Source organism: Acetobacter oeni, from assembly GCF_011516825.1.
Lineage (GTDB): Bacteria > Pseudomonadota > Alphaproteobacteria > Acetobacterales > Acetobacteraceae > Acetobacter > Acetobacter oeni.
This window is the reverse complement of record NZ_WOTA01000037.1, coordinates 1-24,426: the sequence shown is the minus strand read 5'-3', so window position 1 is coordinate 24,426 and position 24,426 is coordinate 1. Positions and strand designations below refer to the sequence as shown.

The 24,426-nt window shown below is 60.6% G+C and carries 26 protein-coding genes and 1 pseudogene; 7 read left to right on the top strand and 20 right to left on the bottom strand.

Annotated features, from left to right (window positions below; translation table 11 throughout):
- Together GOB90_RS16530 and GOB90_RS16525 are read right to left on the bottom strand one after the other, a co-directional pair.
- Positions 1-519: transposase (locus GOB90_RS16530; protein WP_173572159.1), on the bottom strand; the 519-nt coding region annotated here is incomplete at its 3' end.
- Positions 520-576: 57 nt separating this feature from the next.
- The gene (locus GOB90_RS16525; RefSeq protein WP_082086132.1) at positions 577-1,086 is read right to left on the bottom strand and encodes a hypothetical protein; all 510 of its coding nucleotides are present in this window, start codon (positions 1,084-1,086) and stop codon (positions 577-579) included.
- 118 nt (positions 1,087-1,204) lie between these two features.
- Between GOB90_RS16525 and GOB90_RS16520 the strand changes: the two genes are divergently transcribed.
- The 3 genes from GOB90_RS16520 to GOB90_RS16510 all read left to right on the top strand — a co-directional run bounded on the left by GOB90_RS16520 (position 1,205) and on the right by GOB90_RS16510 (position 3,539).
- Positions 1,205-2,344: a pyridoxal phosphate-dependent aminotransferase gene (locus GOB90_RS16520; protein WP_124306797.1), complete on the top strand. Its 1,140-nt coding sequence runs from the start codon at positions 1,205-1,207 to the stop codon at positions 2,342-2,344.
- Positions 2,345-2,678: 334 nt separating this feature from the next.
- Positions 2,679-3,002, top strand: a complete 324-nt coding sequence (locus tag GOB90_RS16515) for an ArsR/SmtB family transcription factor (protein ID WP_010518083.1) — start codon at positions 2,679-2,681, stop codon at positions 3,000-3,002.
- A gap of 18 nt (positions 3,003-3,020) precedes the next feature.
- Entirely contained in the window at positions 3,021-3,539 is a 519-nt protein-coding gene (locus tag GOB90_RS16510; RefSeq protein WP_010518081.1) for a rhodanese-like domain-containing protein, read from the top strand.
- A 395-nt stretch (positions 3,540-3,934) separates the two neighbouring features.
- Here the strand turns inward: GOB90_RS16510 and GOB90_RS16505 are convergent, their stop codons facing one another.
- On the bottom strand, positions 3,935-6,892 hold the full coding sequence (locus tag GOB90_RS16505) for a Tn3 family transposase (RefSeq protein WP_146892575.1): 2,958 nt from the start codon (positions 6,890-6,892) through the stop codon (positions 3,935-3,937).
- Between the two features lie 155 nt (positions 6,893-7,047).
- Here GOB90_RS16505 and GOB90_RS16500 point away from each other — a divergent pair, with 155 nt between their 5' ends.
- Positions 7,048-7,644: a recombinase family protein gene (locus GOB90_RS16500; protein WP_110914744.1), complete on the top strand. Its 597-nt coding sequence runs from the start codon at positions 7,048-7,050 to the stop codon at positions 7,642-7,644.
- On the opposite strand, the gene GOB90_RS19855 is transcribed toward GOB90_RS16500, so the two are convergent.
- Entirely contained in the window at positions 7,604-7,822 is a 219-nt protein-coding gene (locus tag GOB90_RS19855; RefSeq protein WP_373322118.1) for a WGR domain-containing protein, read from the bottom strand. The two genes, GOB90_RS16500 and GOB90_RS19855, sit on opposite strands and share 41 nt — an antisense overlap.
- Positions 7,823-8,516: 694 nt before the next feature.
- On the opposite strand from GOB90_RS19855, the gene ssb reads away from it, so the two are divergent.
- A complete protein-coding gene (ssb, locus tag GOB90_RS16490) occupies positions 8,517-8,969 on the top strand; it encodes a single-stranded DNA-binding protein (protein ID WP_146892580.1) in 453 nt (150 codons plus the stop codon).
- A gap of 234 nt (positions 8,970-9,203) precedes the next feature.
- Here the strand turns inward: ssb and GOB90_RS16485 are convergent, their stop codons facing one another.
- Genes GOB90_RS16485 through GOB90_RS16475 form a run of 3 tightly spaced genes read right to left on the bottom strand, consistent with a single transcriptional unit; the run spans position 9,204 to position 11,351 of the window.
- Positions 9,204-9,947: a DUF5677 domain-containing protein gene (locus GOB90_RS16485; RefSeq protein ID WP_146892582.1), complete on the bottom strand. Its 744-nt coding sequence runs from the start codon at positions 9,945-9,947 to the stop codon at positions 9,204-9,206.
- 44 nt (positions 9,948-9,991) lie between these two features.
- Positions 9,992-10,660 carry an SOS response-associated peptidase gene (locus GOB90_RS16480; protein ID WP_146892584.1) on the bottom strand — a complete coding sequence of 223 codons (669 nt, stop codon included), beginning with the start codon at positions 10,658-10,660 and terminating at the stop codon, positions 9,992-9,994.
- Positions 10,661-10,709: 49 nt separating this feature from the next.
- The gene (locus GOB90_RS16475) at positions 10,710-11,351 is read right to left on the bottom strand and encodes a nuclease-related domain-containing protein (RefSeq protein ID WP_146892586.1); all 642 of its coding nucleotides are present in this window, start codon (positions 11,349-11,351) and stop codon (positions 10,710-10,712) included.
- A 346-nt stretch (positions 11,352-11,697) separates the two neighbouring features.
- Between GOB90_RS16475 and GOB90_RS16470 the strand changes: the two genes are divergently transcribed.
- On the top strand, positions 11,698-11,874 hold the full coding sequence (locus GOB90_RS16470; RefSeq protein ID WP_173572157.1) for a hypothetical protein: 177 nt from the start codon (positions 11,698-11,700) through the stop codon (positions 11,872-11,874).
- A gap of 165 nt (positions 11,875-12,039) precedes the next feature.
- Here the strand turns inward: GOB90_RS16470 and GOB90_RS16465 are convergent, their stop codons facing one another.
- From GOB90_RS16465 to GOB90_RS16440, 6 genes are all read right to left on the bottom strand, one after another.
- Positions 12,040-12,261: a hypothetical protein gene (locus GOB90_RS16465; RefSeq protein WP_146892588.1), complete on the bottom strand. Its 222-nt coding sequence runs from the start codon at positions 12,259-12,261 to the stop codon at positions 12,040-12,042.
- A gap of 33 nt (positions 12,262-12,294) precedes the next feature.
- Positions 12,295-12,690, bottom strand: coding sequence for a hypothetical protein (locus GOB90_RS16460; protein ID WP_146892590.1), 396 nt, complete (start codon positions 12,688-12,690; stop codon positions 12,295-12,297).
- 12 nt (positions 12,691-12,702) lie between these two features.
- Positions 12,703-13,518 carry a hypothetical protein gene (locus GOB90_RS16455; protein ID WP_146892592.1) on the bottom strand — a complete coding sequence of 272 codons (816 nt, stop codon included), beginning with the start codon at positions 13,516-13,518 and terminating at the stop codon, positions 12,703-12,705.
- Positions 13,519-13,580: 62 nt separating this feature from the next.
- Positions 13,581-14,189, bottom strand: a complete 609-nt coding sequence (locus GOB90_RS16450) for a hypothetical protein (protein WP_146892594.1) — start codon at positions 14,187-14,189, stop codon at positions 13,581-13,583.
- Entirely contained in the window at positions 14,189-14,995 is an 807-nt protein-coding gene (locus GOB90_RS16445; protein ID WP_146892597.1) for a DEAD/DEAH box helicase family protein, read from the bottom strand. The genes GOB90_RS16450 and GOB90_RS16445 overlap by 1 nt, the downstream gene beginning before the upstream one ends.
- 29 nt (positions 14,996-15,024) lie before the next feature.
- On the bottom strand, positions 15,025-15,681 hold the full coding sequence (locus GOB90_RS16440) for a hypothetical protein (protein WP_206752484.1): 657 nt from the start codon (positions 15,679-15,681) through the stop codon (positions 15,025-15,027).
- A gap of 144 nt (positions 15,682-15,825) precedes the next feature.
- On the opposite strand from GOB90_RS16440, the pseudogene GOB90_RS16435 reads away from it, so the two are divergent.
- Positions 15,826-16,188: pseudogene (locus GOB90_RS16435) on the top strand (DUF488 domain-containing protein); the annotation flags it as partial.
- Between the two features lie 523 nt (positions 16,189-16,711).
- On the opposite strand, the gene cydC reads toward GOB90_RS16435, so the two are convergent.
- The 7 genes from cydC to GOB90_RS16400 form a co-directional block, all read right to left on the bottom strand.
- Complete coding sequence (gene cydC / locus GOB90_RS16430; protein WP_173572156.1) at positions 16,712-18,385, bottom strand: thiol reductant ABC exporter subunit CydC; 1,674 nt, start codon at positions 18,383-18,385, stop codon at positions 16,712-16,714.
- A complete protein-coding gene (gene cydD, locus GOB90_RS16425; RefSeq protein ID WP_146893015.1) occupies positions 18,382-20,148 on the bottom strand; it encodes a thiol reductant ABC exporter subunit CydD in 1,767 nt (588 codons plus the stop codon). Before cydD ends, cydC begins: the two co-directional genes overlap by 4 nt.
- Before the next feature lie 29 nt (positions 20,149-20,177).
- Complete coding sequence (locus GOB90_RS16420) at positions 20,178-21,221, bottom strand: cytochrome d ubiquinol oxidase subunit II (RefSeq protein ID WP_146893013.1); 1,044 nt, start codon at positions 21,219-21,221, stop codon at positions 20,178-20,180.
- Between the two features lie 42 nt (positions 21,222-21,263).
- The gene (locus GOB90_RS16415) at positions 21,264-22,757 is read right to left on the bottom strand and encodes a cytochrome ubiquinol oxidase subunit I (RefSeq protein WP_146893011.1); all 1,494 of its coding nucleotides are present in this window, start codon (positions 22,755-22,757) and stop codon (positions 21,264-21,266) included.
- A 140-nt stretch (positions 22,758-22,897) separates the two neighbouring features.
- Positions 22,898-23,269 carry an ArsR/SmtB family transcription factor gene (locus GOB90_RS16410; protein ID WP_242010930.1) on the bottom strand — a complete coding sequence of 124 codons (372 nt, stop codon included), beginning with the start codon at positions 23,267-23,269 and terminating at the stop codon, positions 22,898-22,900.
- A gap of 26 nt (positions 23,270-23,295) precedes the next feature.
- Positions 23,296-23,874 carry a CDF family Co(II)/Ni(II) efflux transporter DmeF gene (gene dmeF / locus GOB90_RS16405; protein ID WP_146893007.1) on the bottom strand — a complete coding sequence of 193 codons (579 nt, stop codon included), beginning with the start codon at positions 23,872-23,874 and terminating at the stop codon, positions 23,296-23,298.
- A gap of 9 nt (positions 23,875-23,883) precedes the next feature.
- Positions 23,884-24,162 carry a metal/formaldehyde-sensitive transcriptional repressor gene (locus tag GOB90_RS16400; RefSeq protein WP_146893005.1) on the bottom strand — a complete coding sequence of 93 codons (279 nt, stop codon included), beginning with the start codon at positions 24,160-24,162 and terminating at the stop codon, positions 23,884-23,886.
- Positions 24,163-24,426 lie beyond the last annotated feature (264 nt).

Sequence of the window (24,426 nt, the reverse complement as noted above, 5' to 3'; positions counted from 1 at the left end):
ACGGTCATCGGTGGCATCCACATCCAGAACGATCCGGGCGGGTGCGCGCTCATGCTGGTCCATGAAAAGCGTCACGAACAGGGTAGCCAGGGCCTCATGATCAGCAATGATGCGGCAGTAACGATCTGCCTGCTGCCCACTGCGCTCTAGCCGGTTCAGCGTGGATTTTCCTGCCAGTGCCGCACAGTTGGCCCGGCTTCCTGACAGACGTCCCGATACCAGACCCATGACAGGATCATGACGTAAAGCGTCATGGTCATTAAGGTCTTCATAGCCCAGTGCCAGGCCCATGATCCGCTGACGGACAAGGTCTTCAACCCGGTATTCCACAAAGGCAGGATGCCGCTTATCGCGAAAACAGGCAGCAAAACGGCGACTGAACCCCAGACTATCATCGACCTGCTTTACCAGGATGACACCGCCATCCGAACTCATGCGACCCCCGTCAAAACGGGCCAGAACATGCCGCCCACAGGAGGCTGGAAATTCATACGCGCCTGCGCTACACTCTGTCTGCATCGGGTTTTCTTGATGATTATGGAAATTTCTTTTGTGCAAAACAGACTTTTTCATAATCTAACCCGATGTACAACCCTTCCGTGAGATTTCCGCGTCCAGAACGACCGGAATTTCCGGCACAGGCGCTGCCGAATGACTGACCCACCAAAGGCGCTTTTCCAGCCGGTCAAAAGCGAAAAAATCATCACACAGCATGGCAATGAGTTCGGGTTCATCGCTCATGTGCCGTGACGCAATCCGCTCCAGCCGCATGCCCGCTTCATAAGACGCCAAACCGATCACGCCTCCGGGAAAAGGCAGATCTTCCGCACTGCGTGGACGCAACATCGCACGGATACAAGACCAGACATCCGTCCCCTGCGCGATTTCCACACCGTCACGCTTCAGAACCCCCTGTCGCAACACGAGTGTGGAGACTGGTCGTGGACAGAGCCATGACCAGCGCCCCTCAGGCGACTCTCCACCGCTGTCCAGCATGACGCAGGACGATGCTCCGGAAGCAAATCCGAGAAAATCCTCGGGCGGGCGCCAAGCAAGCTCTGTCTTGAAAATCTCGGAACATATCATTCGTGCTTTTTAGCCCGGTTCGCAGCAGAAGATTAAGCGTCTTTGTGCTGGTCTTTTTCCTCTTTCATTCCATCTCTGCTATCAGGGCCAAAGTTTCAGACAACCCCATGGGTCATGCATGTCCGTTCCCGAAATCGCACCGTTCCACGCCATTGAACTCAGCGCTCTGGCCCACCGTCTCGCAGCCGAGGGACAGGACATCATTCACATGGAATTTGGCCAGCCCTCCACCGGGGCGCCGACCAAGGCCATCGAACGCGCACAACATGTTCTGGCCACAGATCCGATGGGATATTGGGAAAGTCAGGCCCTTCGTGAACGGATCGCCCGGCATTATCACGACACATATGGCGTCAGCATCCGCCCGCAGCAGGTCATTCTGACCTGTGGCGCGTCACCGGCTCTGGTTCTGGCCCTGCTGTCCAGCCTCACACCCGGCATGCGCGTTGCTCTGGCCCGGCCGGGTTACGTTGCCTATCGCAACACGCTGAAAAGCCTTCACATGGTCCCGGTTGAAATCCCGTGTGGCGAGAAAGAATGCTTCCAACTGACAGCGCGCGCCATCGAAGCGCTTGTGCCCGCACCGGACGCCCTGATTATCGCCAGTCCCGCCAACCCTACGGGGACCATCCTGCCGGAACAGGAATTCCGCGCCATCGTCCGCGTCTGCCGCGAGCGCAATATCCGGATCATCTCCGACGAAATTTACCACGGTCTGAGCTATGGTGAACCAGCGCACAGCGCTCTGGAATATGAACCGGAAGCGCTGATCGTGAACAGCTTTTCCAAATATTTCAGCATGGCACCCTGGCGTCTGGGATGGCTGATCATTCCCGAAGACATGATCGACAAGGCGCGTGCCCGCATGGGCAATCTGTTCCTGACACCTTCTTCCCTGAGCCAGCACGCCGGGCTGGTCGCCTTTGATTGCAGCGAGGAGCTGGAAGGGCATCTTGTGACCTATCGCAAGAACCGCGATCTTCTCCTGCAAGCTCTCCCACAGATGGGCTTGAACAATATAGCCCCCCCTGATGGCGCGTTTTATGTTTATGCCGATATCGGACATCTGACTGACAACAGTCTGATATTTTGCGAAGAACTGCTGCGCGATACAGGTGTTGCAACTGCGCCCGGAATTGATTTCGACCCGGTCAATGGCCACAAATTCATGCGCTTCAGCTTCGCGGTTTCAACCGACAGGATTGAAGAAGCTATTGCCCGCATGATTCCCTGGTTTTCAGCGAAAACGGACAAATAAAGGGGCATACTCCCCCCATTGTTCGTTAAGAAAATTATGCCGAGTGTTCTTCTGCCGCTTCCAAAGCCGGAAAAACACTCAGTGCAGACCACTGGAAACTGCAATCCTTATTCGCTTCCGGCGTCTAACTGATGACATTCTGCAATTCGCATGAAAAGGATGCGGAATGTCATGTTTTTTCAAAAAATATTTGAAAACATAGACGAAATTACAGAAATCATTATCTGGCATATTTCACGAGGCATATACCGGCATCCATACGGAAAGACACTTTACGATTTGGATTAAGTATTTTAGATATTGCTAAAATAGAATTCTGCAATAAGGTATCAACGTGGAAAAACGAAACCTATCCCTCTCCCATGAAGCCATGCAGCGTCATGCCTCGGAAGCAGAGAGGTTTCTCAAGGAACTCGCCAATGCCAACCGACTGATGGTGCTGTGCCACCTTGTCTCCGGTGAAAAAAATGTCGGAGATATCGCTGAAGCCGTTGGATTATCGCAGTCGGCCCTGTCTCAACATCTGGCGCGACTTAAAGATGCTGGTCTGATTACTTCAGAACGACGCGGCCTGATGATCTATTATCGACTTTGCAGCGCTGAAGCACAGGCAGTACTTGCCGTGCTTCAGCTGATCTTCTGTCGCGAACACCCTTGATTAGGAAGTTCATGTAAAATGACAATGCAGTCCGTGGATGCAAAAACCCTGAACGATTGGCTGGAGCAGAAGAAAGTCGCCCTGGTCGATGTGCGAGAGCCCTCGGAATTTGCATCCGAGTCCATTTCCGGCGCGACCCTTCTGCCACTGGGCTCAATCAAAAAGGCCATTCTGCCGCCTCATGCTGACAAAAATCTGGTCATTTATTGTCGCAAGGGTGGTCGTGGTGCTTCTGCCTGCAAGAAACTATTGGCCGAAGACCCCAGCCTCACTCTCTATAATCTTGAAGGAGGCATCGAGTCCTGGATGAAGGAAGGCCTGCCATTACAAAGAAGCGGCCGGAAAGTCCTGCCCCTCGACCGTCAGGTGCAACTCATCATCGGATTACTTGTTCTCACAGGCAGCCTTCTCGGCTTTTTTGTAAGCCCATGGTATTTCCTGCTGACCGGCTTTTTTGGCGCGGGCCTTACCGTTGCTGGACTGACAGGTTTTTGCGGCCTGGCACGGGTCGTAGCTCACGCTCCATGGAACCGCTAAGCGCAGCCACAACAGTCAGTCCAACAGCCGATCAGATTGCATACCCCTGCGCTGCGATTTCCATGATTTCTTCTTTCCTGTTTTCACAGGGAGAGGAAATCCCGGAGTCGTGAAGTTAAATATTATGCAATGCTAATATATAAAATGACTGGAAATTCCGGAAAAACCTACATCCGACGCTCCGAACGTTGAAATTGAAAAAATAATCTCACACCCGCGACCTTCATGACGGGAGGACAGCCACAAATTTCAGACTGGATCCGGCAACAGAAAAGTAAAAATCATCTACAGGACAAAGAAATGACAGACATATCCCCCTATGAAGGGATCACGACACGAAAGTGTATTTTACGTACGCTTGGAGTGAACACCTGTAGAACTGGCCACATTGAGGCTCACGCAACAAGTAGGGATGCAGGTACCCGAAGCGGTCGTAACGCGCCAGCTTCGGGCTGCTCATCGACATTCCAGCGATAGTCGCCTGTCAGAGAAATATGCTCCCAGCCGAGGGGTGCGATATGCTGGGCCAGGTCATCTGAAATACCGAGCGTCGTGATGGCAGACTGAAGATAGCGCGTATTCCATAGGATGACCGCTGCCACCAGCAGGTTCAGACCTGACGCCCGATAGGCCTGATTTTCAAAACGCCGATCCCGCAGTTCGCCAAGCTGATTGAAGAAGAGCGCCCGAGCCAGCGCATTCCGGGCTTCTCCCTTATTGAGTCCAGCCTGGGTTCGTCTGCGCAAATCCAGATCCTGTATCCAGTCGAGCATAAAAATTGACCGTTCGATCCGGCCGACTTCGCGCAAAGCCACAGCCAGACCATTCTGACGGGGGTAAGATCCGAGTTTGCGCAGCATGGCCGAAGCGGTCACGGTTCCACTCCGAATAGATGTGACGAGACGCAGCAGGTCGTCCCAGTATTCCACAATATGGTTGGTATTGATCAGGTCACCGGCCATCCCACCCAGAAGTTCGCCCGGGTGTTGTCCCGGAAACAGGTGAAGTTTCCGCTCTTTCAGATCCCGTATCCTGGGCGCAAATCGATAACCGAAGAATGGCATCAGCCCGAAAACATGATCTGACGCCCCACCCGTGTCGGTATAATGCTCTTCAATGGAAAGCCCGTTGGCATGATACAGCAGCCCATCCAGAACATAGGGTGCTTCACCGGCCGTCGCCGCAATCACCCGGGTCGAAAACGGATCATACTGATCGGAGATGTGGGTGTAGAAACTGACGCCCGGTTCACTGCCATTGCGCGCATTGATATCGCTGATCGCAGCGCCTCTGCCACCTGCATGAAACAATTGACCATCACTTGAGGACGATGTGCCGTCTCCCCAGAGTGACGCCAGCGGCAGCCCACGATGGGCTGCAACCATACGGCCAAGGGCTTCGGCGTATCCGGTCTCGCTGATATGCCAGTCATGCAGATGCGCCAACTGGCGCAGGGTGGCACCCTGACAGGTGTCGGCCATGCGTGTCAGACCAAGATTAATCCCATCCGCCAGGATCACCGTCAGCAGGGCGTTTTTGTCATCCGCGACACGGCTGGAACGGCGATGGGTAAAGCAGTCGGTGAAGCTGATCCAGCGGTCCACTTCCAGCAGAAGATCAGTAATCTTGATCCGTGGCAGCCGGTCGTAAGCCGCCCGCCTCAACTCTTCCACAGCAGGGGGTGTAATTGCTTTCAGAGGCGAAATCACAAGACCATGTGCATCAAGCCGGACCTGTGACAACTCGCCCTTCCTGGCAAGAGCCGTCACCCGGTTCAGCGCGGTTTCCAGCACTGCACGCCGTTGAGAAAGGAACGTGTCAGCCGTAGCATTGATCGCCAGAGGCAACGGTCCTTGCGCGCGCATCGCTGCAAACGTGGCTTCCGGAAGAAGGTAGGTGTCGAATGCGCGGTATTGGCGACTTTCCGTTACCCAGATGTCTCCGGCACGCAGACGCTCGCGCAGCTGGGTCAGAACACAGAGTTCGTAAGCCTGTCGTATGACTGTTCCCTCTGGCCTGACAAAGCTGTGCCAGGAAGGCGGAATGAAACGGATCGGACAGGAGTCAGGCAAGCGGCGTTTACCGGTCCGATAGAGGTCTCCAATGATCTGCACCGCCTTCAGTAATCCCTGTACCGTGCGACCACCCTGAAACTGGAACGCGTTCAGGAATGGACCAATGGCAGGACGAAGAGAGCGATGCCGGTTGATCAGTTCGGCCGTGCGATCAATGGTCTCTGGAGCTGTCAGGGTTTCAGCCCTGCCGATGGCGTCCTGGAGGCGGGGCCAGTCAATTCCCGTAATGGCAGACAGTGAATCAACACCCTGATCACGCGCCTCAATCAGATGACGGCAGGAGGTTGTCAGCAGACGAAGCTGGGCCTGCAACGATCGCATGGTGACAATCGCTTTGTCACGGATCCGGTGCTCGGCACGGCGCATCATGCTTCCGAGGAGTTTGTCCATCATTGTGAGGGTCGCGTCGGTTAGAACCTCCTCAAGTCGGACCCCGGCTGCCACCAGAATGGCGTAACGACGGGATGACCGAAGCTCGGCCAGATGCTGGGGCGTAATCCGGGCAGCTTCTTCGCTCAAACGGTCAAAGGCCACACGCGGTATGGTCGTGGCGCGAGCGCTGTCGAGGTTCAGGGATCGTACATACTCCAGGCGTTCCAGCAATCGCAGGATATTGCGCGCGGCTGGTGACAAGGGCGGGTTACGCAGCCACGAGAGCCAGGAGGCACTGCGATCGCCACGACGCTCCAGCATTTTGTCCAAACGACAACGGGTTTCCGGCGGCAGATCCCCTGCAAGGACGTCATGGACAAGGTGATCGGCCTGCTGGCGAGCACGGCGCACCAAGGCTTCAATGACAGTGACCGACGGCAGGAGAATGCTTCGGCGACGCATCTCGTCAATCAGGATCGCAGCCATGCGGGATGGCTGGGTCACATGATGTGCAATTGGCATCGCGAAACCGGTCATGTCATGAAATGCCGACCGATCGAAGGTTCGGTAGCCATAACGCTTCATCAGGTGGGCCAGATGGGATCGACGGGTTTCGTCACGACGTCCGTAATGGGACCAGAGCCCAGGGAACAGGTCGAGCTGCCGCGCAACAAATGACAGAATGGGAGCCGGTGGTGTTTCACCAGATTCCAGTACCCGTCCCGGCCAGCGCATGTAGAGCATGACCATCGTGAAACCCAATCGGGAGGTTTCTCCGCGGCGGGTTGCGATCAGATCGAAGTCATCCTGGCTGAGTGTAAAATGTCTCGTGATCTCGCGATCATCGACAGAAGGCTCGTAATGTCGGGCGAGAGCTTCACGGGTCAGAAGACGGCGCCGCGCCATGATCGGATGTCTCCTTCATGTGTCCGGAAGGGGATCATTGAACGGACGATCACTGGTTCACCTGCCAAGGCAGAAAAACAGCCGAAAGCCGAGTCTCATATAGATGGTACCATATTTTTTGCATTTATGGGGCGTTATACGTTACACTTTCCCGCATGACGCACACATTGATCGGCTATGCCCGATGCTCGACGGACAAACAGGACCTCGCGGTCCAGCAGCAGGAACTTCTCAAACTCGGTGTTGCTGCCGATCGCATCTACACGGACAAAGGCTTTACTGGCACGAACCGGGAGCGACCCGGCCTTGATCAAGCCCTTGCGGCTGTTCGCAGTGGCGATACTTTGGTCGTGCCAAAGCTTGATCGGCTGGCCCGATCTGTCCCTGACGCGCGAGCCATTGGCGATAGTCTGACAGCCCGTGGTGTGAAGCTTCAACTTGGGAGCAGCATTCACGATCCGTCAGATCCGATGGGTAGACTGTTTTTCAACATCTTGGCGACTTTCGCGGAGTTTGAAGCCGATCTGATCCGGATGCGCACCCGCGAAGGCATGGCGGTCGCCCGCGCCAAAGGCAAGCTACGCGGGAAAAAACCTAAGCTCTCTGACCGGCAGCAGAAGGAGCTTCGCCGGATGTATGATACCGGCGATTACTCCATCAGCGATCTAGCCGAAGTCTTTTCCATCTCTCGTCCGACAGTCTATCGAGCTCTCAGCAGAACAGCCTCAATGTTCTTGTCGGGTTCACTCTAAGCGTACGTAAAGTACACTTTCGTGTCGTGACCCCCGAAACCATACGGCGGATCGTCCGCCCGTGCGTCCCCGCCCGGCCAAACGTCACGCTCACCACGCACGCCCCGAACAGATCTCGCTCGATGCGACACACCCATGAACGGTTGACGTTCCGTTCCGGGTTCACCGCCCGTAGCATGACGCACCGATCCTGCATTCTCTCGATCCCCTCGCGCGACTTTCGATTCAGCAGAGTCGCACGATCGATTCCAGCCGTACAGCGCAGATCGAGGATTTTCTTCGGTCGTAACCCCTTTCGGCTGGGGCGCCCTCGCCCCGTGTCCGGCATGCCTTCCATGCTCCGGTCGCCCTTGGCGGCGTTTCTCTCTCCTCGAACCTTCCGGCCACTGGACGACCACGGTCGCCATCGCCATTCGGGGGCACCCGGCGCCGCTATGCCCAGTCTCTCGCGGCCGGCGCTGGTGGCAGGGAGGGCGCTCGCACGGCTGCTTTGGGGGTGGCGGGCGGAGTCCGGTCGAGCCGACAAAGGGGCCGAGCTGCACCCCGGTCTTCTGAAGACCACCCAACCTCACTCCTTTGGAACCGAACGGGAGGGGGAGACGGTGACGCGGTTCTGGACCTCTCGGGAGGGTGCTGCGGTCTAGACCGGCCGTCGCTGGCGCTTCAATCCCCGCTTTGCCGTCCAGGCGCTAATGCGCCTGTTCTGACGGGCAAAGCGCCTCCGGTTCGAACGGCACCGGGTCGCTGCGCTCCCGCACCACTGCCGTTCTCAGGGATTTCCGCACGCTCCTCACCGGTCCCGTCGACCGCACCCCGAGAGGTTGGAACCGGCGCCGCCGGCTCACCTCCGAAGGTTTTTAGGAGTGAAGAAGATGGCTGGATCGAAGAACAAAGTGAACCTGCTCGGCCACGTCGGCATCGACCCCGAGATCCGCACCGTCAGCAATGGCAATCGCGTCGCAAGCTTCTCCCTCGCCACCAGCGATAGCTGGCGCGACAGCACCAGCGGCGAGCGGGTCGAGCGCACCGAATGGCACCGCATCGTGGTCTGGAACCAGGGCCTGGTGAAGATCGTCGAGAAATTCGTCGCCAAAGGCAGCAAGATCGACCTCGAAGGCAAGCTGCGGACCCGCAAGTGGGTCGATAACGCCGGCAACGAGCGCTACACGACCGAAATCCACCTCGAAAACTACGCCGGCGAGCTGACACTGCTCGATGCACCCTCCACCAATCGCCAGAGCCGCCGCGAGGACGATCGCGAGTTGGTCGGTGCCGGCAACCGCCCGCCGGTCGATGACCTCTCCGGAGATGACATCCCCTTCTAGGGGGTGCCGCCACAGCAGCGCCGGTCCCTCACGGGGCCGGCGTTTTCTGGTTTCCAGGTTCGGCCGGGCTTTATGTCGCTTCGAGGCAAGTGGGGCACGCTCGCGTGCGCAGCGCAGGGCTGCTCGCCTGCAGGGCTTCGCCCCACAGCCTTCCCCAGCCCGGCGCCGCTACCTCGCATGCCGGCGCTGCGCGCCAATCGAGCGAGGCTCAGCATCAAGCAAACCGGGTGAGTTTCAATCGGCTATTCGGGATTGCGCCTGCAATTCAACGATCCGGGCCGCCATAGCGTTCCGGATGCTCAATCCCTCTGGCGGGGACGCACACTCGATGAACGAATTCAACGTGTTCATCAGCGCGGCAACTGTGAAGAAAAGATTCGTGACGAGTTCCTGGTCATCCTCGACCACCTCGACAGCAATCTCCAGCTCACCCGTCGTACCATCTCTCACGAAATGCCGCAGGAGCGCTGTTGAAGATGGATGTGCAGCGCTCATGCTAAGTCGGCGAAACTCCGCATAGTCCTCACTGGCGCCTTCCAACGATTGTCCATCCTTGGCGTTGATCCGTTTTCCGCCCTTGCCAAGTTTGATACGTTCTTCAATCTCGGCACGCGTGCTTAGGTCTGTGGTCCCAGCGACCAACACACTTGCAAAGCTGGCTTCGTTATATCGCCCATCATCCCAAATCGCTTTCGCGAAAGCCGGCCCTTCATGCGCCAACCTTCTCAGCCAAATGGAGTTCTCGAAACATGAGCGCTGCAGCGTTTGGGCCTCGATGATGAGACCTTGCTGATAGAGACTTATTGCGCCTTTGAAATTCGTGATCGTGCGGCAAAAGAGCAAAAAGGCGAAAAGGTCTGGATTCTCATCAAGCGGTTCAGTCAATTCGACCTTGGTTTGACCAAGGAGTGATAAACAATCATCCCTCAAATCTGCGGCTAAGCTAAACCACTTCGAAATTAACTCTTCTTGGGACATGAAAATCCTTCGTGGGGTCGCCCAATGCTAGATGCTCTCATGGCTCATACGTCGCCGTGCCGAAATGGCACCTCGGGGCCGGAGACATAGGCGACATCGAACTGGTCGATGCTCTCAGGGCCAAGGAGCGGTTGAGGATCGGCCTCCAAATCCAGCCATGTTGACCACTCGCTCTGCCGAAGCACGACCGGCGCCCGATCATGGTAAGCGTTCAGCATCGATCCGGCCGGCTGTGTAATAATGGTGAAGCTCTCGATCTCACCGGCATCCGTCGTCTTGCAGCGGTCCCAAATCCCCGCGAAACAGATCGGCCCGCCATCCTTTGGCGTGAAGCGCCATTTGGTCTTTTGACCCTTCTCGCCAGTCCATTCGTACCAACCTTCGGCGGCAACCAAGCAGCGACGCTGCTTGAAAGCGTCGCGGAACGTGCGGCTTTTTGCGACCGTCTCAGCGCGCGCGTTGAAGGTCGCCAGCTTGAATTCCTTCAGAGCGCCCCTGTGCCACCAGGGCACCAACCACCACCTGGCGCTAACCATCTCAACCCCGTCCTCCAGGCGGCGAAAGACCGGCGCGGTGACGGTCGGCCGGACCTCGGGTTGTGGCTCAAGATTCGGCGCCGCATGGGGCTCCGGAAAACGCAGCGGGAGCCGGATGTGGGTGAATTCCTCCACATAGCTCCGATAGGCTTTCGTGCGCTGGTAATTGGAACACATGCTCTTTCTGTAGCACGACTGCGGATCGCAGCTAAGCCGGATACCAGGTTCAGTCCCTGTAGCGGGCCTGAAGTCTGGCTATATGCGCCGCAAGCCTGCTGGGACTGCGGGCAGCCTCGCGTCCGAGCGACGCCCAGGCCCGCTCGATCCTCCGCACTTCACCATGGTCGGCACGCGCGCCATGCCGCAGCACGCCGGACAGCTCCGCCGCCGGCACGATATGCGCCCGCAACGCCGGGGCAAAGCGCGCGTGCCCGGCACTCACCACCAAACCCCACACCGGCACCTCTCGATCGCCGATCGCGCGCTCAACGGCGGTGACATGCGCGCGGTTCTGAGCCACCGCATTCGGCATCGCCACAGCCTCATCGCCTCGACCGTGCCGCGTCCATGATGGGGCCTGCGCCGCGCCCAGGATAAACCCCGACCAGGTCTTCACCTCGAGCACCACCAGCGCGCCCGGCGCCCGCGCGATCACGTCGATCTCAGCCGATCTTCCGCGCTCGCGGAGCACGACATTGCGCAACACTGGCCAGCCCATGTCGCGGATCGTTCCGGCGACCAATGCCTCCCCCAGCGCGCCAAGGGCTGCTGCACGGTCAGGCTGATCCTCCTGGGCCACCGAGACGCCGCTTTCATGGCGGCGCTTGAAGCGGGACAACCAAGCCTCGATTACGGTTTCAGCTCTCATCCTCAGCCCTCCATCCCGTCAGGGTGGGCCACCGGATTGCGAACGGCGCGGGTGAGGGGAGGCAGCGGCACCCGTGCAGCCCCACCCCCACCAACAAAAGCTCGCCTGCTGATCTTTCAGTCTATCGCCGGGCAAGGTCGTGCCGCGTCAACCTTGCCCTACGGGCACCCATTCGGGGCCGCTCCAGTCCGGTCCTCGCCATGCTCGCCATGCTCGGCGCTGAAGAAGCGCCTGCGCGTGGCTGCGCGTGGCTCCGGTCCTCCCTCCGCGGAGGTTGACCCGTCCCGAAGCCCGTCGATCGCACTGCCTATCAGCAATTCCGCTGAACAGATCGGAGACACGGGACATGACCAAACTGGACAACGGCACCATCGCTACGGACCTGGACTCGGACATCGACAACGCGGCCCTCCTCGATCAGGGCTACTCGATCCGCCACATCGAAACCTACCACCGGGACATCGACCACACCTGCATCATCTGGGAGGCCCCGGCACTGACCGAGGCGGACCTCCCCTACTAAGCCCCCACAAACGAAAGGCCGGCCCGGTCAGGGTCGGCCTTTTCGTCATGTGCCAACAGGTCGCGCTGGTGGAAACAACCCGCGCTTCGCGCGCCCTCCGGGCCTACGAGGCCGCGCGCCGCAAGCGGCGCTTTTCGGCGGCCTCTCCGGGGTGATGGATTGAGATTACAGGATGAACCCCACAATCGCGGCAATCGCGATCACCGCGCCACCAACGCCGATTTCCGCCATCTGCCGCGACCCATGGCCGTTGAAGCTCGCCGACCCAATCAGGAACAACGCCGCGCTCAGGATCATGAACACGAACGGCGAAGGTCGCTTAAACCGAAAACGGCGCTTCGGTCGCGTCGGCTTATTCGCCGGTCCCTGGTTGTAGTGCCCATCCATCGCGCGTAACCCTTTTCCAACTGGCGTTGGATGTCAGTGTTGGATGTCACTTCCGAGAAGACCGTTCGACATCAGCGACGGGATACATTTTCCGGGGCGACCGTTCATCGCGTGCCAGGGTTGGAGCTTGCTCGCTTCGATCCAGCCAGGTTGCGCATTCAGCTTCACGACCGCCACGTAGCCAGCCTTTTCCTGGACCGGCTCGCGCACGAAGACAATCTCAGCAGGGTAGCCGATCGCCGGCGCGCTCGCAGACGGGGCCGATCGGATCGGTGGCAATTGGCTCTGCACCGTCGCTGCAAGATCATGATCATCCAGCAGCATGCAGGCCAAGCCGGGCTCGGGCCGCACCACCGTTGCGGCTTTGCTCGCTATGGGGCTCATGCTAATTGCCCCGATCGCGGCCAGTAAAATCCATCTCTTGCTCATCACCATCACTCCTTACGACAGAACCGTCTGTGAGGCAGCGTTACCGATCTTTGAACTGACCGACGACTGCCATTGAGCGACCGTCTCGGTCGCTGAAATGTTGTTTCCCGACAAAGCCGCCGAGCTGATGTAATCACTCATCAAGGCGGTCGGCGGTGCCTGCGCTATCTGCACACCGGCATTTGGACCAAAGTTGTAATACGCCCGTGCGTCAAGCACGGTTGGGTTCGTAACGCCGGCACTGGTTAGCGCCGTGTTCGCCTGCATCAGATAGCCTGATGCAGCGATAGCCTCCGTTGTCGGGTCGCTTTGCCCAGCCGAACCCTGAACGATCTGCGATGCCAAAGCCGGGTCGGCTGCCAATGCAGTTGCCAAGCCATCCTGGAACGCCGCCGGTTGCATCTGAAATGCCCCGGTTGCGGTCCCATTCGTCCCGGCATTCGTGCATCCGCTCTCGGCCACACAGGTCGCTGCCAACGCCGACGGATTCACGCCGACTGCCTCCGCTTCGGAGACCGCAGTAGCGCCCCAGGACTGTGCCAGCAGGGTATTGAGCGCGTCGCTGCTGCCCGCGCTTGTCGAAGTGCCCGTCCCTGTGCTGCCGCCTGCCCCACCCCCGTTCGGATCGGTATCTCCACCAAGCGGGTTGGTGGAACCCGGCGTGATCGTCACCGTCGGCACGCCCGGTTCGCTCACGTAGGGCGTGACCTGGATCGGCGGCCCGTTCAACGTCACCTGCGCCCAGGCCGGTACACCGCCCCCGAGCGCAGACGCTAGAACGCCCAGGGCAATGCCCGAGCGTAAATACCATTTCTGTCCTATTCGCATCGATCGTCCTCCAATTTGAGACGCTCGACCTTTGCCGCGGATGTCTGCGAACGGCGCGGCCTTCATTGATCAATTCGACAATAAAAATGTCCGCTTGCCTGGATCGGATGGTCCAGGCAATTATCGATCCTCGCCAGCCGTCCATAGTCCTCCCATCGCGCCAAGCCGAAGCCGCTCAGGAAGATCGCCAAGACCACCGCGCCGGCCGTTACATAGCGCCGGCGCGCCACGTCCTTGTTCCAACGCTGCTCGCGGATGACCAGGACATTCTCCAGCCGCTTGATGAACAGCGGCAGGGTCCGGTCGATCATCTGGACAGCCACGGCCTCGTGCTCGGCCTTCGCCGCCAGCTCGATGTTCCGGATTTGCGTCAGGGCAAGTTGTGCCGCCTGATGTATCTCTTTGGCCCTCAAAAGGTCGGCCTCTGCGGCTGCGCGTCCGTCCCGCGAAGTCTGGACGAACGCGGCCTGCGCCGAGGCCGAAAGATTACCAACGACCTCCATCGCGCCCATCAATGCTGAGATGAACCGGCCCTCCGGCTCATCCCAGCGCACCGCCCATTCCGCCGCCGCCGCCCGGACCTCATCAGTCTTGCGGCGAAACTCCGCTACCCAATCTTTTGGGCCTTCGCCCTCGGGTGGGTGCGGCACAGTCGGGCTCGTGCTGTCCATCAGCCGGCCTCGCTCTCCCGCACATCGGCCGCCGCAACCGGCAGCCACTCGCGCGGGATGTTGGCGAAGAACTCTGGCACGTCGCGGGTCCACCAACGATTGACCCGCGCCCGATCGAACAAGGCCAGCGGCTCGCCCCCCGGCTTGGCCTGGCCCTTCGCAGCCTCGGCGAAGGTCAGGCCCCGATCCGTCACCTGCGACATGCAGCTTAGCGCGGGAAACATTGCCAACCGGCCGCCCTTTGCCATCGCCGCCCTAATCGCCGAATGCTCCAGGATCGGCTTGAAGGCGCCACCAATTGATCGTCCGCTCAGCACCAAACCGCCATTCGCCACGATCACCGTCGCCGCCGGCATGAACATATCCACCTCGGCGAACTGTTCGAGGTAATCCAGGTCGGCGGTCTCAGGGCCGATGCAGAACAGGCCGACTACACGGACGGCGCTGCCCTCGATGGCCTCCAGCAGCGGCACCTCCTGGACCAGCCGTGAGAAGCCGGTCGCGCCGCCGCCTACATCCAGCACGGCGTCATAGCGGTGCCGGATCAGGTCTTCGATCCGCTCCTCGATCCACGTCTTGCCGTCTTCGAGCCCGGCATTCGGGACCTCCTCGGCGTCGGGGAAGAACACCGACAGCGTGTGGCTGCGGTTCTGCTGGTCGGCGTTCCACACGCGGATCGGGTTGCCACCCGCCCGGAAATACTGGACCGCCGTGTTCAGCAGCGCGGTCTTGCCGACCCGCTGCCTTCCCATGGCGATCCACAGGATCGGCATCCGATCCAGCGGCTTAATCTGTCCGTCAGGCATAATCTCACTCCTTTTAGATGTTGCACGCTTCAAGCCTCCGTCCTCCGCCTTCGCTTGCCACCGAGCAGATACCAGTCGGCCTTGTCCGCCGAGCGCAGGAACGCTTCCATGCTTCCGGGCTCCGGCAGATCGTCACCGGCTTGCCTTTCGGGCAGCGCCAGCGGCGGAGGAGGGGGGGATGGGACGAGCGCGGTCTCAGGTGGCCGTAGATAGGCCGGCACCGGAACCTCGCTCTCGCTGACGATTGGAGGGGTCCAACCCTTCGGAAAGCGGGAAGGCGGCGTCGGGCGTTCAAGACGACGCGTTGGCGATTCGCCCGACACCGCTAGATCGCGGCACAGCGTCTGCCATGCTTTCGAAGCTGCCTTCCTAGTGGGGGGCTCCCCGTGCTTGCCGACCACACCGTGGCGGGTGCATTCGGCACAGATCAGCGCCCACGAGTATTCGCCGCTTTCCATGCCGGCGGCGATCTTCTCGCTATGAGCCCGCAGCCAACTATATAGCCGGCCCCGGCCTCGAAACTCCTTGAGGCGCTTCTTGCGAAAAAGAATGGGTCGATCGAGCGTATCCATGCCCGTATCGTCCGCTGTCGTTTTGCGAACGGCGACACCACCAGGAGCCGATGCCGATTTTTTTTGGCCCAGCGACGCCGTGCTGTCGCTGTCGCGTCGCCGTCCTGTCTCCATGGTGTCGCCGTGAAAGTGGGATATATGGACCAATGAGTGGGTCTATCTCGCGGGAGGCGCGCCGCATTCGGTCAAGGCGATCGAGGACACGTCCCTTCTTCTGACAATCTTCCTGGATCACGCTCCAGCAGAAATCGGCTGACCATGGCCCGTGCCGTCTCTGACATTCGCGTTAAGCGCGTCTACGATCCGCCGGACAAGGATGATGGCGCGCGTGTGTTGGTGGATCGGCTCTGGCCGCGGGGCCTGCACAAGGACCGTGCCGCACTGACCTTGTGGCTCAAGGAGATCGCGCCAAGCACGGAACTGCGAGAATGGTTCGGTCACGATCCGGCGCGTTGGGCCGAGTTTGGCCACCGCTACCGCGCCGAACTGACGCGAAATGACGAAGCCGTCGCTCAACTCGCCGATTTGTCGAAGCTCGGTCCCATGACGCTGCTCTATGCCGCGCACGATACGGAACATAACCACGCCATGGTGCTCTCGGCCTATCTGAATGATCATCTGAAGGACAGGCATGGCCATCATATTGCATGGGCCGGTTTGCGACTTGCTTGGCTGCCCCTTCCCGATCGTCCTGGCCGGAATGGGAGGTGTTGCGCGGTCGGAGCTCGTGAATGCCGTAACGAAGGCCGGCGGCTTCGGCGGACGGAGTGGGAAGAACAACCGGATGTTTTTTGAGGGAGTGCTATGGATTGCCCGCATAGATTGCGGACAAGGCTTTCGATATCCGCTCTATTGCAGATGAACTGGAGCGGCGGGGCGCCAAAACCGTCATCTCCCAGCGCAAAAACCGTCTCAACAAGCGCCCATTCGATGTCCATACCTTCAAATCGCGCCACCTATCGAAAATCTCTTCTGTAAACTCAAAAGAATTCAAGCGGATCGCCATGCGAAGCGGAAAAACGGATAGAACATTTACGGCAATGATCTATCTCACAGCCGCAGTTATCAACTCACGATGATTCCCTACAGACCTCAAAATAACATCCTGGTCACTTCTGGCGTGCTGATACCGCACGCCCCCTTTCTATGTCTTGGAGCGGCACAAGACGGTGCCGCGCTCCAGCTCAAAAACCTGAGCGATATCACGCAGGGCTTGTGACCGATGCGTGATGAGAAGTGTAGTGCGGCCCTGCTTGAGGCGTCCGAGTGCGTTGATCACGATGTGCTCAGAAAACGCGTCCAAACCTTCGGTTGGTTCATCCAGGATGAGGATCGGCGCATCCTTGAGGAAGGCGCGGGCGATCGCCACGCGCCGCGCCTGTCCGCCGGAAAGGCGCGTGCCCATCTCGCCCACCATAGTGTCGAGCCCCTGCGGCATAGCACGCACCTCGTCCAGGATGCCGGCGTCGCGCAGCGCCCGCTCCATCTCGGCGGCGGTCGCGGCGGGTCGCGCGATGCGGAGGTTTTCGCGGATGCTGGTGTTGAAGAGATGCGTCTGCTGGGCGATCACCGCGCAATAGGACCGCATCGTGTCGCCGGACAGCGTGCGGATGGGCACGCCGCCCACCAGGATCTCGCCCTCCTGAAACTCCCAGAAGCGCAGCAGAAGATTGCCGAGGCTGGTCTTGCCCGATCCGGTCGTCCCCATCACGCCGAGGGCGCCGCCCGCCGGGATATGGAAGCTCACATCCCGCAGCGCCCAGGCCTCCGCGTCATCATAGCGCAGGGAGACGTGGCGGAAGGTGATGTCGAACCCGGTGGGCGGGGCGGCTTCCTGCGCGGGTTCGCGCACCGCAGGCTCGGTATCCACGATCTCGAAGATGCGTCGGGCGGCGGCCAGCGTCTGCCCCAGCGCGCGATACGCGCCGGGCAGGCCGCTGACGGCGTCGAAGCTCGCCAGCACAAGCAGCGCGATCATGGCGATGTCCGGCCCCGGCAGGGTGCGAGCCATGGCGAGCGGGATCGAGACCACGAGGGCTGCCAGCATCGTCGCCTGGACCAGGAAGAGCGCGGCGCCACCGGCCGCCGCCTCCACCAGCGTCTCCCGCCGCTGCAGCGCGGTCAGCTGCGCATAGGCCGCCTCATGTCGCGAGGTCTGGCGCTCCATCGCGCCAAAAACCTGCAACTCCTCGAAGCCACGCACGGTATCGGCGATCTCGGCGCGCAGCTGCCCGCGCAGTGCCACCGCCTGCCGCCCGCTGCGGCGACCGGCACGAAAGGCCGCCAGCGGCAGGGCGAGACCCACCAGCGCCAGACCCAGGAAATCGGCGAGTGCCGCGCCGGTGCTGATGCGCGCCAGAAAACCCAGGATCAGGACGGTGCAGAGCAGGGCGGTAACGCTCGGCGCCAGCACGCGCAGATAGACATTGTCGAGACTGTCGATATCGGCACGGATGCGGCTCAGAAGGTCGCCCGCGCGATGGCGCTGCAGGCGCGCCGGCGCCAGCGGTTCGAGCCGGATATAGAACCAGACGCGGAGATCGGAGAGCAGACGGAAGGTCGCCTCATGCGTCACCAGCCGCTCCAGGTAGCGGCCAAGGGCGCGGGCGATGGCCAGGGCCCGGATGGCCGCCGCCGGCAGGAAATACTCAATGCGCAGCAGGCCGAGCCCGGCGAGCCCCATGCCGGCGATGAACCAGCCCGACAGCGCCAGAAGCCCGACATTGCTGACAATGACGAGCACGCCGAGCAGGATGCCGGTCGCCTGCCAGCGCCAGCTGGGCCCGAGCAGCCGGAGGAGACGCAGGAAATCCCTCATGCCGCGCCCTCGTGATAGAGCGCGCTCATCGCGGCGTAATCCCCTGTGCCCGCCCGGAGAGTGGCGGGGGTGCCTTCCTCGACGATGCGGCCCTGGCGCAGGACCAGGATGCGGTCGGCGGCCTCCGCACTTTCCAGGCGGTGGGCGATGAGGAGCACGCTGATGTCGCGCGGCAGGCGCACGATCGCGGCACGGATGAGACTGGCCGTCTCCGCGTCCAGGCTGGCTTCGGCCTCGTCCAGCACCAGCAGGCGCGCGGGTTTCAGCAGCGCGCGGGCGAGGGCGACACGCCGGATCTCGCCGCCCGACAGGCCCTGGCCGCGCTCGCCGATCACCGTCTCGTAGCCGTGGGGCAGGCAGCTGATGAAGAGGTGCGCCTCGGCCGCCTCCGCCGCGCGGATGATCTCTGGCATCGAGGCATCGGGCGCACCAAGGCGGATGTTCTCCGCAAGCGTGCCGGCGAAGAGGGTCGGCCGTTGCGGCATCCAGGAACTCTCCCGGAACCAGGCATCTGGCGCGATGCTGGCGAGATCGATGTCGCCCTGGGTGATTCGTCCGCTGTCAGGCCGGGCGAGACCGAGCAGCAGCCGCGCCACCGTGCTTTTGCCGGAACCACTCGGGCCCACCAGCGCCACACGCTCGCCGCGGGCGATGGCGAATTGGATCGCCTCCAGCACGGGCTCGCCCGGCGCGTAGGAAAAGGAAACCTGCTCGAAGCGGAGGATGCCCGATCCGGCGGGCAGCGCCGCGACGCCCGCGGGTGTCTCCGGCTCGGGCGTTTCCAGCAGCGCCACGATCCGCTCGGAGGCGCCGATCGCCTCCATCCTGGCGTGATACTGCGTGCCCATGGCGCGCAGGGGGCGGAAGAATTCCGGGGCCAGCAGCAGCACGAAGAGACCGGCCAGGAACTGGATTTCGCCATAATAGAGCCGGAATCCCACGAAGACGGCGATCACGGCGACGCCGAGGGTGGTGAAGAATTCCAGCACCAGGGAGGAGAGGAAGGCGACGCGCAGCACCCGCATCGTGCTCAGACGGTAGTCTTCCGACATGCGGCCGATCAGCCCGGCCGCGTCCCGACTGGCGCCGAAGAGTTTCAGGGTCGAGAGCCCCTCCACCACATCGAAGAAATGGGCGCTCATCAGCGCGAGGCGGCGCCATTGCGTCTGGTTCAGGCGCTCGGTGCCGCGTCCGATGAGGATCATGAAGATCGGGATCAGCGGCGCGCCGAGGAGCAAGATGATGCCGGAGACCCAGTCCACCGGAAAGATGAAGGCGAGCAGCGCCACGGGCAGGAAGGTCGCGACCGCCATCTGCGGCAGGTAGGCGGCATAGTAGTTGTCGAGCGCATCGACGCCCTCGACGAGCAGGCTCGCGAGGTCCCCGCTGCGCTGGGTGCCGAGGAAGCCCGGTCCGAGGGCCGCGATCTTCGCGTGCAGCGCGTGCCGGATATCGGTCTTCACCCGGGTGCTCGCGGCCATCGCGGCGATGGTGGCACCATGGCTGAGCAATGCCCGTAGCAGGGCGATGCCAAGGATGATGGCGAGCGAGGGCGCCACCGCCGCAAGCCCGCGATGCTGGAAGACCACGGCGGTGATGCTGCGGGCAAGAAGCCAGGCCTCGGGCACCAGTAGCAGGCCGTTCACGGCGCCGAGCAGAATGGCGCCCCGCAAGGGCTGCTTCGCGATAGCGGCGCGGCGGCGGAGCCAGCCATCCAGCGCGCGGCTGACCCCGCGCGGCATGGGAGCCTTATGGGACGTCATGGTAGGTCCTTCGGCCCGGCGTGCTCACCTCAGTGATAGGCAGCGAGCGCCGTAATGCGCGCCCGAAAGACCCAGATTTGATAGGCATTGTACACGAGCATCACTGGGAAGAAGCCGCCCATGGTCAGGGTGAAGGTGACGAGTGAGACCGCCGGGCTCGCACCCGCGTAGATCGTCCAGGTTCCCGGCACGATCCAGGGATAAACGGTCACCATCATCGCGACCGCCATGATGGCGACCGCAAGATTAAACCAAAGGATGGCCGCGACGTCGCGATCTTGCCGGCTGGCCTCGCGCATCTTGAATGCAACGAAGACCACGGCAAGTAACACAAGGCCCCAGACCCAAAAATGCGAACCGAACCATTTGTTCGCCGCCCAGGGGAATATCACAGCATTGATGACGACCGTGATCGCAACGGCGGCAAGCGCGAGATAGAAGATCGTGCCGGTCCAGCGCGCGGCCTGCTCTCTGATTGGCTCGCCATGCTCAAATCGGGCACGGATGAACAGAACGCCGGACAACGCCACTGCGAGCACAGCAGCGATGCCGGTCCAGATGCTGAAAGGTGAGATGAAGCGGAGGGCGCCACCGACATAGGTCGGCACCGTGCCCGGCGTATTGGTCAGGGGGAAACCTTGGAGGATGGCGCCAACCGCCATGCCACCGAAGAACGCGACCACGAGGCTAGAGACGCCGAAGCAAACATCGGAGAAGCGCTGCCACGGCGTTTCCGCTAGGTGGCGGAATTCGAGCGAGAGCGCACGGGTGATCATGCCCCAGAGGGCAAGCGCCAGCGGCACCATCAGGTAGCTGAAGGCCGAGCCATAAACGAAGGGGAAGGTGCCGAAGAGCACGCCGCCGGCGACGATCAGCCAGGTCTCATTCGCGTCCCAGGTGCCCGCCATAGCGGACATGATGGCGCCGCGCTCGTGATGGTCGCGCACAAAGAGTGAAAACACCCCGGCGCCGAGGTCGGCACCATCAAGCAGGATGTAGAGGAGCACGCTCAGATCGAGCGCGATCCACCAGGCGAAGGTGACGATGGATTGGATATGACTCAGCCCGTCCATTTTTCTGCTCCGGCCAGGATGCTGCGTGCTTGTCCGATCATCTCAGATCGGACGGACATAGGAGGGGGCGCCGTCATGGGGTGCGTCGAGTTCGCCCAGATGCTGGTTGCCGCCTTGGACGACGGGGCTATCCATATCTGGGCCGCGGCGCATGACCTTGGCGAAGAAGTACCAGGTGCTGCCCCACACGATGAGTTCGAAATAGATGTAGCCAGCGAGCCAGAGAGCGGCCGCGGTCACGCTCATATGGCTGACGCCTTGTTCGGTGCGCATCAGTCCGTAAACGAGCCAGGGCTGCCGCCCTACCTCACGCACCCACCAGCCGCACCAGATAGCGATATAAGGCAGGAAGCCACACAGGATGGCACTCCAAAGGAAGAGTCGATGTCGAACGATGCGCTCAACCGTGAAGCGGCCCCGCAGGACGAGCCATGCGCCCCAACAGGCCAAGAGCATGATCGCGCCGCCTGCAGCGGCCATGACGCGGAAGGCATAGAAGGGTACAAGGACAGGCGGGCGGTTTTGCGGCGGAACAGAATCGAGCCCCGGTACCTTTCCATCCCAGGTGTGGGTTTCAAGCAGGCTTAGTACGTGCGGGATAGTGATTGACCAAGCCATGTCATCGCCCTTGGCGTTAGGCCAGCCCACAACCTCCCAGCTCGTATCAACCGACCCATCCTGATTGTAGGTATGGTAGTGGCCCTCCATGGCGGCGAGCGCCGCTGGCTGATCCTGCGCAACGATGAGTCCCAAGCCGTCGCCCAAATAGATTTGCAGCGGGGCGATGACCAGGAGTGCGAGAAGCGCGTATTTCAACGAGCGTTGGAACAATACGGCGTGGCGCCTGCAGAGCACGAACCACGCCGAGACAGCGATGACGAAGCAAAGTGCCACTTCGATCGCGGCGATCAGCATATGGGGGAAGCCCAGAATGACATCGGGATTGAAGAGTGCCGCGAGCCAGTCCGAGATCTGGAAATAGCCATCTTTCAGCTCGACACCTGTCGGCGTCTGCATCCAGGAATTCGCGTCCATGATCCACATGGCCGATAGAGAAGAGGACAGGGCGACGTTGAAGGTCGCAAAGAGATGCATGCCGCGGCCGATCTTGCCCCAGCCAAAAATCATCAACCCAATAAAACCTGCTTCGTACATGAAGGCAGTGATCGTTTCGTAGCCCAGTACCTGACCAAAGAACGGTCCCGAAGCTTGGGAAAAGGGACCGTAGAGAATACCGAAAGCCATCTCCATGGTGATGCCGGTCGCGACTCCAGCGGCAAAATTGACGATGAAAAGTCTCTCAAAAAAGCGGACAAGCCGATACCAATGCTCGCGATCAGTCGCAACCCAGCGCCATTCCGCTAGGAATAACAAGCTGGCGAGTCCGATTGTCAGCGGCGGATAGATGATGTGAAGGGTCGTGATCCACGCGAAGTCCAGCCGGCCCAGAAAATCTGCTGTTGCATTAGGTGTCACGATGCCAAGTCCAAACTTCGAGGTGGGAGAGATTTTGAGAACTGTTGGAGCCAATGCCATCGGCGGCCATGACGGCGTTCATGAGCAGAACAAAGAGCGCGCCTCATTGAGCAGCACGAGGATGGCAGACGCCCCGCCGACCATCGCGCCTCCGACAAGCGACCCCATGAGACCGATGACTATCCAGACGCAGCATGATCTTAGACCCTGTCTCGATCCGAACTGCGCGGCAGTTCGATGCGTGCAAACCGTGCGGCCTCCGCCGATCTAATGATCCTTCGTGGCGATGTGTCGGCGGATCCGGTGTGGGATGTTGATGCAGCACCGCCCTGCTCCGTCGCTGACTCGGCCAACTCGCCACCACAGAAGCGGTCGTGCAGCATAGAGATGAGCGTCAGCGAGCGCGCATCGGCGATCCGATAAAAAACCTGCTTAGCTTCGCGACGCCCCTCGATGATTCCCGCTTCACGCAATTCGCCCAGTTGCTGCGACAAGGTCGGCTGCCGGATGCCGAGAACCGTCTCAAGCTCACCGACAGAGCGCTCGGCTTCAACCAACGAACAGACGATCAACAGCCGGTTCGTATGGGTAAAATGCTTCAGAAAATCGACAGCGTCAATGGGCCAACGCTGCTCTCGACGCGGTGTTCGGTCTCATCGTCCTGTTGTGTGTGGCTATGCGCGTGACTGTGGCCATGCCCATGATGATGGTGCTCCCCGCCGCTCAACAGCCATACGGACCCGATGTTGACCAGCAAGCCAAGAACGGCGATCGGGATCGCCTCCCCGAAGTGAATCGGGACGGGGGCGAACAGGCGGGAGACGGCCTCGTAGCCGATCAACAGCGCGATCATCGCCAGCGCGATGGCACTGGTGAACCCGGCGAGATCACCAAGCTTCCCTGTTCCGAAAGTGAAGCGGGGGTCATGCGCGTGCCTACGGGCGTAGCTGTAGGCAAGCGCCGCCAACAACAGCGCACTCGCGTGTGTGGACATGTGCAGGCCATCTGCGACGAGGGCGATCGAGCCGAACAGGACGCCGCCGACAATCTCCAGGAACATCATCGCGCCGCAGAGCCAGATGACTGCCCAGCTCCGCCGTTCGGCTCGTTCGTGGCCTTCGCCCAGATACACGTGGCTATGACCTGAGGGAGGCGTGAGCACCTCGGCTTCGCTCACCGTGGTCTCCTATTTCAGGTAGGTTCGAATGACATCCATGAGTTGCTCCGCAGCTTCTGCGTTGAGCGCCCCCGGATGTTTCTCAGCATCGACCAGATGGCTTCGAACGTGGTCCTCGACCACTTCCGCCATGAGACCGGCCATCGCGCCGCGCACACCCGCGATGAGATGAAGGACCTGCTCGCAACCAGCCTCGCTTTCGAGGGCGCGCTCGATCGCCTCGACTTGGCCCTTCATCCGGCGCACGCGGCTCAGCAGCTTCTGCTTCTCACGGATAGTGTGGGCCATCCGTTGATATGTACCATAGGGGGGGACCCTATGTCAAAATCATCCCTAGCAGTCTGAAATTCTCAGCGATCTTCTGCAAAGCGTAACGGGTTTGCTTCACGACACTGGAATAGCAATGCCGCTCCTGTTCGCGATTGTCATGTGCCCGCAATAGAGGCCATCGTGTGGAAAGTACGCTAAACAACGTTTAGCATGAACAGTAGAAGAACGTCTGGGTAGCGTGATCTTGTCTGAGGGCAAGTCGCTGTTTCTTTGTTGAACAAC